This window comes from Crocosphaera sp. Alani8, assembly GCF_038442745.1.
Taxonomy (GTDB): domain Bacteria; phylum Cyanobacteriota; class Cyanobacteriia; order Cyanobacteriales; family Microcystaceae; genus Crocosphaera.
In genome coordinates this window covers 1-12,196 of the sequence record NZ_JARVCN010000058.1, presented here as the reverse complement: position 1 = coordinate 12,196, position 12,196 = coordinate 1, and the positions used below count along the sequence as shown (strand labels likewise).

Here is a 12,196-nt window from a genome sequence, read left to right as displayed (position 1 = left end):
TCATCTGTCTTCATTATACTTCTTATTTGTCTCAATCTTATTTGAATTAACTATACATTCTCATCATTGGTATTTATTTGAAAAGCCATGATGATAAGATATCTGAATTCTTTTTTACAGACTTTTAGGTTAATGGTAAAAATATGGTGAAAATTTCTCCTTGTTGCGATCGCTGGCGAACAATTAATTTACCTCCTAAGCGATGAAATAAGTTTTTGGTAACGTCCAAATTTAAGCTAACACTGCCGGTTTCTGGCTGTAATAATAACAGTTGTCCTAAAGCTTTAAAGGGGTTGTGTTGTCTGTGAGATTCTGTCTGAAATTGCAACTTTAATTGATGCCCTGCAGTGGTTATTTGCACTTTTATGTGTCCTCCTCCAGCAAGACTGCGGGTACATTTTTCGATCAGTCCAGTTAATACTTGATCTAACATTCCTGGATCGCTGACTACCTGGGGTAATTTTTTAGGTAATCCAATCTCTAAATTGACGTTGCGTCTTTGTGCTTGCCGTTCCCAACGGGGAATAGATTGATGAAATAGACTATCTAATGAGGTTTTAACTAATTCTACAGAACAATCTTCGTGGCTCTTACTTTTTAATTCTGTAGCTCGAAAAATTAATTCCATGCGGTTAATTTGTTCGCTACATTCTTGATCGATATTTTCTAGTAAACGGGTTATTTTTGGCTCTAAATCTTTGTTCCTCAACAGTAATCGAGTCATGGTCCGAATACTAGTTAATGGTGTCCGTATTTCGTGACTTAAAGCTTGCAATAAAGCAACATCTGTGGTTTCTTCAACCATAGACGCAGTTAGGGGTTTTGAATGAGCTAACAAGGGTTGATGATTATTTTCTTCTAAGTCTTGAATATAAGAATTTTTTGCAGGAATAATGGGGGAATTTTGCGGTAGGTAATGAAGTAATAACCGAGTAAACTCAGTAACTATTTGATAACTGGGAGTGACAGGTGTGAACTTTTCAACCAGTGCGTCTAGATGAGGGAGTTGGGGATGACTGACTAAGTTGAGACGGGATCGCAAGTTTAACCATCCTTTCTCTACTACTTCAGGAGCAAAAGAAAATTGAAAGGCAGGAAGTCCGAGATTATCTTCTCCCAAAACCATCAATAAAGAGAATTTTGGGGTTAAAACCAAGCAAAATTGTTCGGTTGCTAGGGGATCTTGTGGAAAGATAGGCAACTCCATCAGATGAGGACGGTTATTATTGTCCGATGACTCGCACATTCCGGGGAGTTGAAACCGTTTCCAACTGTGTTGGGGATGTTGCAGTGTAAAAATACCTGTATGCAGTGTATGAGTTAGATCCCGATGGCACAAAATGGGGGTTGGTGCTGATAAAACTAGTCCTTGAGGGGGTTCTTGTTGGCATGATAATAACAAGGTTTCTAAAGAGGCGATCGCACTTACCCACTCTCCCTGAACTTTTAATCGTTGTTGCTCGATGTCTGTTTGTGTAGGTTGAGAGGGAGATGGAATAAGGTTAACCTCACGGTTAAGAATGTTGCTTAATTTTTCTAATAAAGCCTCAGAAACCATCATAAACCCTTCTCAATCTAAACTATTTTCTGCTAACTTTTTCGATCATAAACTGATTAAATAATTTGAAACAGTGGTATAACCGAACCTAGATAGTGGCAATTTCCTTATAATTCCTTTAAAGTGTTACCTGACTGAATATGTATTGAAGGCGATCGTAATCATCTCTCAAGAGGATGCTTAGGGTTCTTCCTACTTTTACTAACCAATCTTTGTCTCCTTTTCTTAGTAGATAAATGTCTCGAATTGCGGCTGCCATCAAAGCGTCTACTGGTGCATCTCTCACTTGCATTAAAATCCGTAAAAACTCAACCTGTTCGCTAAAATTAATTATTTCCGCCACTTCACAACGATAAACAGCTTGGTGTATTTGAGGAGGACGGGGGGGTAAATATTGATAAACTTTGCCTAAGTTATGACCGTTACCATTTTCTGCATTTTGATAACTTTCAAACCCCACAATGGTGGCTTTAAACTCAGTTTTTAACATGGCAAAGATTTGCGGTTGCTGCTCTCTCAACTCGGTTAGAGATAGTCCTAATGCTCTCGCTCGGTGAACAGAATCTATGGGTGTGGTAGTAGCGTAGGTAACAACGGCTATTATTTTATTTCCTGATTCTTCGTCTAGAGACTTGAGCCAACTGCCGAAAGGTGGCATTACTGGGAAACTGAGGTCTTCTGGTTCCAAGCACTGAGCTAAAAACTGGGTGGTCGATGTTTCGATGACCTCGGCAATGTGATCAGGGTTGTGGCTATCGGTTGTAAACTGAGGTAGAGGCAGTCGCATACTATACGGGTTCTATTTCAGAAAGTTGGAAAGTAATCAATTTGTCCCAGTTTCCCCCTTCAAATAAAACCGCTGCTTTACCATCACTAACTCTTTGTACTAGACCCTCGAATTTATAGTAAGTGTCGTTGGGGTTTATGACTTTAACTGTGGTTCCTGGTAAGATTAACATAATTTTTATTAATAAAGATTTTTTACATGATAGCACATTACCACTTTTTACTTTTTAGGTGCTTTTAACAAGGGTTTCATAAAAGCTCAATGACTTTTGGGCTAAGGCTTTATTTGTGTAGTGGTTTAAAACTCTTTGATAGCCTTTTTGAGCCAGTTCGGTAGCTAAGTTTTTATCCCCCATTAGTTTATCTAAGCAGTTTCCTAAAGCTACGGCATCTCCTTCGCCAAAAATTAGACCAGCGTCTTGAATTACGTTAGGAATTTCTCCGGAATCTGAGCCAATCACAGGAACTTTACAGGCCATAGCTTCGATCAAAACATGACCAAATTGTTCTTTCCAACCTACAGCAGTTAGGGTTTTAAAGTTATAAGTTGTTTGAGAGGGTAATACCAAAACATTCATCAAGTTAATATATTGAGGAACTTGATCGTGAGGTACACTTTCGACAATAATTATTTTGTCTTCAATACTAACATTCTTACTCTCTTCAATAATTTTTTCTTTTAGTTCTCCTCTTCCTAGTAAAAGAAGTTTCCAAGGTTTATTGGGTAAAGATTGGATAGCTTTTAATAAGGTTAAAATACCTTTTTCTTCCACAAATCGACCGACGAAACCGATTACAAAATCTTCTTCTTTAACACCTAGTTTAAGGGCTAAGTTGGGTTGTTTTTGGGGAGAAAATAGTTGTTCATCTACCCCTAATTGTGGCATAACCTCCACTTCGTTATGATAACCGTGATCTCGGAGAATGTCTGCTGCATCTTGATTCCCTGCTACCAATCCGTCGGTGTTGCTTAAATTGTAATTTTCTAGGTAAGAAACGGGAAATTTCGAGGTGTAGGGAAGGTTCCACCAGGTAAAAAATACATTTTTTGCATTTAAGTTTAACCAGTTATTTAGTGTAATCAACTGAGCATAGGCAAAAGATTTAACTCCTTGTTCCACTTGAATGATTTGAGGTTTAAAATCATTTAAGATCTTAATTATTTCTGCTCCAAATGTTAATAATCCTTGGTTATTTTGACTGAAGTTATCTACAGGGACTACCTTAAAATTTCCTTCATTGCGGGGTTGGGTTTCAATGATTTTATTTTGAACGCCTCCAGGTTTCCACTTTTTAGGGACAATAACATTAACCTCGATGTTAGGCTCAAGTTGAGCTAAGGTTTTAAATTTTTCACAATTAAGGTCTACTATATAGGTGTGACTAGCAACTAAAATTTTCATGATGGCTTAAAAAATTGTGTAGTTCAATATTAAGAAATAGATTCTAAGGACTTGTCAGGATATAATTCTTGACTGTCTAGATCGTTTTTACTGTAAATTTGTCCATCATCCCACCGAGACATAATTATAGTTTTAATAGCATCTACCAGCCCTAAAATATAGAATAGTAAGCGTACAATAATTTTCAGGGGTGATCCCCCTTTATTACAGGGAGGGTTTCCCAAGACATGACAGTCAAAAAGTTTGGTGTATAACCTAAATTGTTGTTTCCAAGTGAGGTTTTTTAGTGCCATTAGAAAATGGTTATGATAGAAAGTCATTTGATAGGAAAAAGAACGGGTACTTATGTCATGACATCCACCAGTCTCTTCTCCTAAATGAACTAGGTAAGCATCAGGTTCGTACCAAATTTTATAATTTGTCTGGCGTAAACGTAAACAAAAATCTGATTCTTCTCTAACAGCGTTTCCTCTAAATCTTTCATCGAACCAAATGTTATATTTAGTAAAAATTTTTCGTCTAAATGACATATTGCAGCCACGAGCAGAAATAACCTCTTGAGGTTTGGTGGTATGAACTAAATCGATGTGATACCAAGCAATAGCAGGGTCCATTGCTTCTGGAGGTAACATTTCTATGGTGTAGGGATCTTGAGTCTTATTAATTTTTTCGGAGTCAGCCAATTTCATCCTATCTAAAACCCTCCCTGCTAAGGCTCCAATTTCTTGGTTTTCTTGATAAACTTTTGCATGAGTTTGGAGGTAATCTTTTGGTAGCTGAACATCATCATCGATGAAAATAATAATGTCACCTTGACAACGACGAACCCCGTAATTTCTGGCTGCTGGTAAACTTGCCCAACTAACACGAAACCACTTAATTTTATGAGCTTTAGCTAAGTTATCTAAATAGGTTTCAATGGTAGGATCGTGTATTTCTGTTTGATCAACTACCAATATTTCTAAATTCGGATAATCCTGTTTGAGAACATCTTCTAGGGTATCTTTCAAGATTTGTTCTCGTCTGTAAGTTGGGATGATGAGAGAAATTGAAGGATAAGACATGATTTTTATTAAATAACCGATGGGGTTCTTCTCTGACTTTTAACTCGCTTTTTGAGGGCATCTTGGGTTGCTTTTTGGGCTTTTAGTTTAGCTTGTTCTTCTTTATCTATGACCGGTAGTTTCAAGATAACTCCGGCAAATAACCAGTAATAAACAGCCACTGGGTCCGTATCCAAAGGATACCAATAAGGAAAATAGCTAATAATCATGAGAAACACCCAAAAACCAGAGGCAAAATTTCTTAAACACTGGTCTTTCAAACTACGATATGTCTTAAATGTTACAAGACAGAGATGAGTCACAAAAATCATAAAGGCAATCAAACCGGGATAACCAATTTCAAATAAGAGTTTAGGATGATAAGTTTCGACGAGAGAGACATCTCCAAAGATTCGGGTTGAGTTGGTTGCTCCACCTAAACCTCTTCCCAAAATACCGCTTTGAGTCCTGATTGCAAAGTCAAATTGCTCTAGAATGAATAGGTAAGGAGGAGAAGCATTCCAGCGAGAGACAAAGCTGTCGATGCGCTCTTGAATGAAGTCAGGATTAATCAAAGAAAATCCTATGAACAAGAAAACTGACAAACCAATACCGATGGGAATAAATCGTTTCAAATCAGTAATTTTTCCAGTCAGAAATAGCATAACAATTATCACGGCTGGAACTACAGCTAAGGCTAATCTTTGTCCACAAATGACGGCATTGATAAAAACCATAGCCATCCCCGCTAGGCCGCAATTCCTCCAGAAAAATGCAGTATCACTAAAAGCTACTGAAAAACAAATAGCTGCATTTGCCACTAAAAACCAAGCCCAATGCCAAGGGGAGACAAAAGTTCCAGGCAATCGAATTTGTCCTTGACTGGGGGAATACAAAGCGGCTCCTCCTACGAAACATTTAGCATCGAGAGTTGGTTTAAATAGATCGTTACCGACTAGATGATTTGTTCCCTGACATCGCCCTGTTTTTAAAAGCCAAAATTGAATAAATGCTAACCCGCAACATATTATGGCTAAAACCACTAATAAGCGACCCAAAAATAATAGTTGTTTTTTATCCTTAATTAAGTAGTAACCACAGAAAATCAATGGAACATAACCGAGTAAAACTTTTAGTCCTAATATGCCCTGAGCAAAAGGAATTGCATTTTTACAAGGGGTTCTAATCACTACCCCGTCTGAATTTAGAATGAATTCTCCATTGGCATCTCTTAGGAATCTGTCGTATTCGCTTAGAGAACTACATTCAGGTAAGAACTGTTTAGTTCCATTGACAAAAAATAATGTTAGTAAGGCGCATGTAGTTAAAATTCCTAAGGTTATCAGAAGTGGTTTAGATACAAAAATAGCTTGCCTTTTGCGTCTACAATACTGCATTAAACCTAAAAGTCCAGGGATATAAAAGCCATCTTTAGACAGTTGAAATAAAGCGTTACCCCCACCAATCCAATAGGTAACAGTTCCACTAAATGGCATATATATTAGAAAAGCCCATAGAGCAGTACGAGGGTAATTGTAGCAAATTACAAGCAAAGGAATTAGTAACCCCACCGATGCACCAATTTTAGGGCTAATGGTAAAACCCAGAGGAACACCAACAAGAATAGCAAAAAAAAGAGAGAAACCCATCAATCCCATTATTTTCTTGCGTGTTTCTTTTGCTTTACGCTTTTTTGCTAGTTTTTCTTTAATATCAACAGAAGATTTACTAGACCGCCGTTTTCTTGATTGTCTTTTTCCCAGAGAAGTTGCCATTGGATATGTAAGGGTTTTGACTTTCCTTATAAATTATACCCGCTTATTTTAAAAATCTTTCCGTTTTATCTAGTAGTTGCTTCTGCTATGAACTATTCGCAAGAATATCAACTGTTTTTCAGTCAAAGGGTTATATTAGTTCTATGATACGATGATTAGTCTTTAACAGGTTAGATCTTATCTTATGTTCATATCTCCTATTATCTTAACCTTGCTTATTTTGGCGTTAGCTCTGATTAGCTTCGTTTGTGAGTTTTTTCCCGTGGACACCACAGCGATTGGAATCACAGTCTTACTAATTTTATGTCAATTAGTAACCCCTGAAGAGGGAATTTCTGGTTTTAGTAATTCAGCGACAATTACTGTGATGGCTATGTTTATTCTCAGTGCTGGAATTACTAGGACGGGAGGGTTACAGATTGTTAGGGATTTGCTGTTTCAATTAGGAGGAAAAAGTTTAAAAAAGCAAATTGCATCTTTAGGAATTATTGTAGGATTTATCAGTGCCTTTATTAATAACACTGCTGTAGTTGCTGTTTTTATTCCTATCATAGAATCTTGGGGAAAGAAGCGCAAAATTTCTCTATCAAAATTATTAATTCCCCTTTCTTATACAGCTATTTTAGGGGGAGTTATTACCATTATCGGAACTTCTACAAATATTTTGGCTAGTGGACTATCAGAAAAATTGGGTTACGGTCAGTTCAGCATTTTCTTGATAACTCCTATCGGAATTCCTGTATTTTTCATTGGATTAACTTACTTAACTTTTATTGCTCCTAAACTTTTACCCGATCGTAAATCTATCACTAACAATGGTTTGAATGTTGACTATGATATGAAAGATTATGTCAGCGAAATCATAATCACTCCCCGTTCTAGTTTAATCGGACAAACTTTAAGACAAAGCGGTATTCAGAGGAAGTTCGATATTGATATTCTAGAGATTATACACAATGACATTCATTTTCCACAACCTTTAGCAGACAAGATTTTATCGTTAGGGGATATCTTGTTAGTAAGAGGAAGTAAAGAAGATTTACTACAAATTCGAGATGAAAGGGGTGTTGAAATTTTAGCCGATCTTAAATTTGATCAAGAGAAAATTGATGAAGAGTTAACATTTGGTGAGGATAAAGTAGCAGAAGTTCTTATCCTATCGAACTCTCGTTTAATTGGTTCTACTCTCAAGGATTTACGGTTTAGACAACGATATAATGCTACGGTTATTGCTATTCGTAGAGGGGAAGAATTACTGCGAGAAAGATTGGGTAAAGTTCGCTTAAGATTTGGAGATTTATTGTTAGTACAAGGACCAAAAGAAAGTTTTATAGGATTACAAACAACTCGAGAATTATTGGTGTTAGAAGAAAGAGATATCGAAACTTTAAGATCAAATAAGTCTTATGTTGCCATTACCATTGTTTTTGGGGTGGTTATTTTAGCAGCTTTGAATATTTTACCCATTTTAGTCAGTAGTTTAGTGGGTGTGATGTTGATGATTTTTACAGGATGTTTAAAACCAGGGGAAATTTACGGAGCAGTTCGTTGGGATATCATTTTCCTTTTAGCAGGATTAATTCCTTTAGGAATTGCGATGGATAAATCAGGTGCTAACGAGTTAATTGCTAATTATATTGTTAGTTTAGGATCTTATTTACCTAATTATTTAGTTTTGGTTCTTTTCTATTTTTTTACAGCATTACTAACAGAAATTCTCTCTAACAATGCTTCTGTTTTACTTATGTTACCCGTAGCTGTCGAAGTAGCCAAAAATCTTGATCTCAATCCTATCGCTTTTATGTTAGCGGTTATGTTTGCCGCTTCCAACAGTTACATCACCCCTATTGGCTACCAAACTAATACGATGGTTTACGGACCGGGAGGCTATCGCTTTTTAGACTTCACCCGTGTGGGACTTCCCCTAACCCTATTGTTTGCATTTGTTGTCCCTTCTTTAATTATTTTGATCTATGGTTTATAGCTTAATCTATCGATAATAACGGTGGTATTGATAATTGGGGTTAACTGGATAGTTGCGACCACGACCTCTATAGGTTCGATAAGGATTATAATTGTTAGAGTAACCGCAATTGTAACAAGAACCCCGTTGATCTCTTTGAATAATAACTCTTTCTCGGAAGCTATAATTCCCTCCACCCCTGTAAGAAGAATTCCCTCTAGAATAATTGTTGCCGACTCTCCCGTTAGGAGAAATAATTGTCCGATGAACTCCTGCATTGGGATTGAAACGAACTCGGTTAGGATAAGCTAATGTTTCTGTTGCTAAAACCCCAAAAGACAGGGTTATTCCTAAAAATAAACTTAAGGATTTGTTGTTCATTGCCCTTGATCTCAACTCAGATGAAAAAATATTAATTTTTTTCTAAATTTTCCTGCCTCCATTTTACCTTGATTTTATTCTCTGGTCTTATTGTTTTAATGAGTTGTTACTTATTGAAAGGATGAAATGCAATATTCTATAATTGGTTATTGCAATTGCTGATGGCAAGGCAATGGACAAAAGTACGACGAAACACTCTTCAATCACTTCATGGAAGTAAAGTAATTTTATGGGGACTGATAAGCGCATTTGGCTATACGACACCACCCTCAGAGATGGGGCCCAACGGGAAGGGATTTCCTTGTCCTTAGAAGATAAACTGAAAATTGCCCGACAACTGGATAAAATGGGAGTTCCTTTTATCGAAGGAGGTTGGCCAGGAGCAAATCCCAAAGATGTACAGTTTTTTTGGCAATTACGGGAAGAACCCCTCACTCAAGCAGAAGTAGTGGCCTTTTGTTCTACCCGTCGTCCCCATAAATTAGCGGCAGAAGACCCTCTCCTAAAAGCCATTTTAGCAGCCGGAACTCGCTGGGTAACCATCTTTGGTAAGTCTTGGGATCTCCACGTCACAGAAGGGCTAAAAACTACCTTAGAAGAGAATCTAAAGATGATTGGGGATACTATCGAGTATTTGTGCAGTCAAGGAAGGCGCGTCATTTATGATGCGGAACATTGGTTCGATGGTTACACAAATAACCCCGAATATGCTCTCTTAACTCTGAAAGCGGCTAAAGCTGCGGGGGCTGAATGGTTGGTGTTATGCGATACTAACGGGGGAACCTTACCCCACGATGTCAGCCGCATCATTAAGGATGTGGTGGTTGCCCTAGACATTCAACCTGATAATAGTGGTCCCCAATTAGGCATTCACACTCACAACGATTCGGGAACCGCCGTAGCTAATGGGTTAGCAGGTGTGGTGGAAGGGGTGAGAATGGTACAGGGAACCGTCAACGGTTACGGGGAAAGGTGTGGAAATGCTAATTTGTGTACCTTAGCTCCCAATTTACAGCTAAAAATGGGTTATCGCTGCTTAGAAGAAAGCGAATTAACCCAACTGACAAAAACCAGTCGTTTGATCAGCGAAATGGTTAATTTAGCCCCGGATGATCACGCACCTTTCGTGGGACGTTCTGCTTTTGCCCACAAAGGAGGCATCCATGTGTCTGCGGTGCAGAAAAATCCCTTAACTTATGAACATATTAAACCAGAAGATATTGGTAATGAAAGGCGCATTGTTATTTCAGAAATGGCAGGGTTGAGTAATGTTTTATCCAAGGCCAAGACCTTTGGTATTGAGTTAAACAAAGAAGATGCAGCCTGCCGTGAAATTTTAACCAGAATTAAAGAATTAGAACACGAAGGCTATCAATTTGAAGTAGCCGAAGCTAGTTTTGAATTGTTGATGCGCCAAGCATTAGGACAAACAAAAAGCTTTTTTGAACTGCAAGGATTCCAAGTTCATTGTGATCGCTTATATGGTGAAGGGATACCCTACAATAACGCAATAGCAACTATTAAAGTTACCGTTAACGGAGAAGATAAACTGGAAGTGGCAGAAGGTAACGGTCCCGTTTCCGCCTTAGACAGTGCCTTACGTAAAGCTTTGGTGAATTTTTACCCTGGAATTGCTCAGTTCCATCTCACTGATTATAAGGTTAGAATTTTAGATGGCGGTGCTGGCACTTCAGCCAATACTCGTGTTTTAATAGAGTCAAGTAATGGTCACGAACGCTGGACAACGGTGGGGGTTTCTCCTAACATTTTAGAGGCTTCTTATCAAGCGGTGGTAGAGGGGATCGAATATGGTTTGTTGTTAAAGTCAACCACAAAAATCCCCCTAAAATCTCTTCCTTAGAGAAAATTTGTTTGGGTTTAAGTGATTTTTAATGGTTCTCGTAGTAAACGAATATATAAATGTTTGAAGGTCGAACGAATCACTCTGGGGAGTCCAAAGTCAATGGGCATTTTTCGTTCTGGTAGCTGCCAATCACTAATTTGTAATTGAGTGGGATGGCGTAGCGGAAATTCTATGTCTGCAAGGTTACTGGTTAACCCTAACCTTTGCTGTGCAACGTAGGTGGGTATGGATGAAGGAGTTACCCTTAAAATTTCCATTAGGGCGCAATCTAGGGCAAAAACGTCAGCAGAAGCCCCCAAAATCCCTAATTCTCTAGGTTCTCCATTACTCGGTCCGTTTCCTTCATGACCGATGATACCGTCTATAATAGTCAAATTAGGGGCGATCGCTCTGGCTGTCTCCACCAACATTTCCCCAAACCTGTTGGCATCTTTTCCCGCTTCCATGTGCCACCAGGCTTTCATTTTACCAGGAACGCAACCAAATAAGTTCTTGACTCCCAAGGTTAAGGTTAATTGAACGTGGGATTTAACTTTGGGAAGGTTGATCACTACATCTGCATCCATCGCTTCTTTAGATAGACGCAAATGGTCGAAATTATCACTATGGTGGTCGTAACGTTTGCCACTGAATTCTACCACTTCTAAGCCCAATTCTTCTATAATCGATTCGTAACCGTTGGCTAGAGCAACACCTCGCGCTGAACCAAAGGCGGGACTGTCTCCTAAAAAGGGTTTTCCTCCTGCTTCTTTAACTAACTTAGCAACACCATAGACGATTTCTGGACGGGTGACGCACTCTTTTGTGGGACGACTTCCGGTTAATAAATTGGGTTTTAGTAAGACTCTTTGTCCAGGTTTGACAAAAGATTCAATCCCTCCCAATGGTTGTAAAAGTTGTTCTAAGGAGGTTTTTAATAAGGGGCGATCGTAGGAATGTGCGGATAATAAACTGACGCTAGACATAATGGTTTTTGTAAAGAATTTAAAAACAGATTTTGTAAGCTTTAAAAAGCGGAAGAATACAAAGACTTTAGTATTTTATCAATACCTTCCCGAAACTGATTAGCTGCACCTGCTGTTAAATCACGGGGAACGCAAACACGATTTCTGATGTAAGAAAGAGATACTGCACCAATAACAGCTATTTCGTTATTTTGCATCAGTTGCTCATTTGCCAGAGGAGTAGCATAATTGTTGAGCAATTGAGTGGCTAATAATCTTAAGTATAAGTCAACATATTCTTCGACTTTCCCTAAATTTTCTGGAGTAATCCAGCTTTTAATGCCAGAGTTTTTAATAATATCTTGAACAACATTTTGATGATTATCGCTCAGTTTAGCGGCTGCTTCTAGGCGATCTTGTTGACTATTAGAAGCTTCTCAAAAAGTCTGGGGGGACTCGCCGAAAGTTAGGGGACAAAG

11 protein-coding genes are annotated in these 12,196 nt (G+C 38.2%); 2 read left to right on the top strand and 9 right to left on the bottom strand.

Going from position 1 to position 12,196, the window contains the following annotated elements:
* Nucleotides 1-124: 124 nt before the first annotated feature.
* From P9B04_RS04610 to hpsL, 6 genes are all read right to left on the bottom strand, one after another.
* Complete coding sequence (locus tag P9B04_RS04610; RefSeq protein ID WP_342053825.1) at nucleotides 125-1,561, bottom strand: sensor histidine kinase; 1,437 nt, start codon at nucleotides 1,559-1,561, stop codon at nucleotides 125-127.
* A 115-nt stretch (nucleotides 1,562-1,676) separates the two neighbouring features.
* On the bottom strand, nucleotides 1,677-2,345 hold the full coding sequence (locus P9B04_RS04605) for an HAS-barrel domain-containing protein (protein ID WP_342053824.1): 669 nt from the start codon (nucleotides 2,343-2,345) through the stop codon (nucleotides 1,677-1,679).
* 1 nt (nucleotide 2,346) lies between these two features.
* A complete protein-coding gene (locus P9B04_RS04600; protein WP_342053823.1) occupies nucleotides 2,347-2,517 on the bottom strand; it encodes an NAD(P)H dehydrogenase subunit NdhS in 171 nt (56 codons plus the stop codon).
* Nucleotides 2,518-2,571: 54 nt separating this feature from the next.
* On the bottom strand, nucleotides 2,572-3,747 hold the full coding sequence (hpsO, locus tag P9B04_RS04595; RefSeq protein WP_342053822.1) for a hormogonium polysaccharide biosynthesis glycosyltransferase HpsO: 1,176 nt from the start codon (nucleotides 3,745-3,747) through the stop codon (nucleotides 2,572-2,574).
* 29 nt (nucleotides 3,748-3,776) lie between these two features.
* Entirely contained in the window at nucleotides 3,777-4,811 is a 1,035-nt protein-coding gene (gene hpsN, locus P9B04_RS04590) for a hormogonium polysaccharide biosynthesis glycosyltransferase HpsN (RefSeq protein WP_342053821.1), read from the bottom strand.
* Between the two features lie 8 nt (nucleotides 4,812-4,819).
* A complete protein-coding gene (gene hpsL, locus P9B04_RS04585) occupies nucleotides 4,820-6,565 on the bottom strand; it encodes a hormogonium polysaccharide biosynthesis protein HpsL (RefSeq protein ID WP_342053820.1) in 1,746 nt (581 codons plus the stop codon).
* A gap of 184 nt (nucleotides 6,566-6,749) precedes the next feature.
* On the opposite strand from hpsL, the gene P9B04_RS04580 reads away from it, so the two are divergent.
* The gene (locus tag P9B04_RS04580; RefSeq protein ID WP_342053819.1) at nucleotides 6,750-8,549 is read left to right on the top strand and encodes an SLC13 family permease; all 1,800 of its coding nucleotides are present in this window, start codon (nucleotides 6,750-6,752) and stop codon (nucleotides 8,547-8,549) included.
* A 6-nt stretch (nucleotides 8,550-8,555) separates the two neighbouring features.
* Here P9B04_RS04580 and P9B04_RS04575 read toward each other — a convergent pair whose 3' ends face one another.
* The gene (locus P9B04_RS04575; protein WP_342053818.1) at nucleotides 8,556-8,909 is read right to left on the bottom strand and encodes a hypothetical protein; all 354 of its coding nucleotides are present in this window, start codon (nucleotides 8,907-8,909) and stop codon (nucleotides 8,556-8,558) included.
* 229 nt (nucleotides 8,910-9,138) lie between these two features.
* On the opposite strand from P9B04_RS04575, the gene cimA reads away from it, so the two are divergent.
* Nucleotides 9,139-10,770: a citramalate synthase gene (gene cimA / locus P9B04_RS04570; RefSeq protein WP_342053817.1), complete on the top strand. Its 1,632-nt coding sequence runs from the start codon at nucleotides 9,139-9,141 to the stop codon at nucleotides 10,768-10,770.
* 17 nt (nucleotides 10,771-10,787) lie between these two features.
* Here cimA and P9B04_RS04565 read toward each other — a convergent pair whose 3' ends face one another.
* Together P9B04_RS04565 and P9B04_RS04560 are read right to left on the bottom strand one after the other, a co-directional pair.
* Nucleotides 10,788-11,738, bottom strand: a complete 951-nt coding sequence (locus tag P9B04_RS04565) for a DUF362 domain-containing protein (protein WP_342053816.1) — start codon at nucleotides 11,736-11,738, stop codon at nucleotides 10,788-10,790.
* Nucleotides 11,739-11,779: 41 nt separating this feature from the next.
* Nucleotides 11,780-11,935, bottom strand: a complete 156-nt coding sequence (locus tag P9B04_RS04560; RefSeq protein ID WP_342053815.1) for a hypothetical protein — start codon at nucleotides 11,933-11,935, stop codon at nucleotides 11,780-11,782.
* Nucleotides 11,936-12,196 lie beyond the last annotated feature (261 nt).

Coding starts and splice junctions, on each gene's coding strand:
- P9B04_RS04610 (WP_342053825.1), bottom strand. CDS start 1,561: ATGATGGTTTCTGAGGCTTTATTAGAAAAATTAAGCAACATTCTTAAC.
- P9B04_RS04605 (WP_342053824.1), bottom strand. CDS start 2,345: ATGCGACTGCCTCTACCTCAGTTTACAACCGATAGCCACAACCCTGAT.
- P9B04_RS04600 (WP_342053823.1), bottom strand. CDS start 2,517: ATGTTAATCTTACCAGGAACCACAGTTAAAGTCATAAACCCCAACGAC.
- hpsO (WP_342053822.1), bottom strand. CDS start 3,747: ATGAAAATTTTAGTTGCTAGTCACACCTATATAGTAGACCTTAATTGT.
- hpsN (WP_342053821.1), bottom strand. CDS start 4,811: ATGTCTTATCCTTCAATTTCTCTCATCATCCCAACTTACAGACGAGAA.
- hpsL (WP_342053820.1), bottom strand. CDS start 6,565: ATGGCAACTTCTCTGGGAAAAAGACAATCAAGAAAACGGCGGTCTAGT.
- P9B04_RS04580 (WP_342053819.1), top strand. CDS start 6,750: ATGTTCATATCTCCTATTATCTTAACCTTGCTTATTTTGGCGTTAGCT.
- P9B04_RS04575 (WP_342053818.1), bottom strand. CDS start 8,909: ATGAACAACAAATCCTTAAGTTTATTTTTAGGAATAACCCTGTCTTTT.
- cimA (WP_342053817.1), top strand. CDS start 9,139: ATGGGGACTGATAAGCGCATTTGGCTATACGACACCACCCTCAGAGAT.
- P9B04_RS04565 (WP_342053816.1), bottom strand. CDS start 11,738: ATGTCTAGCGTCAGTTTATTATCCGCACATTCCTACGATCGCCCCTTA.
- P9B04_RS04560 (WP_342053815.1), bottom strand. CDS start 11,935: ATGCAAAATAACGAAATAGCTGTTATTGGTGCAGTATCTCTTTCTTAC.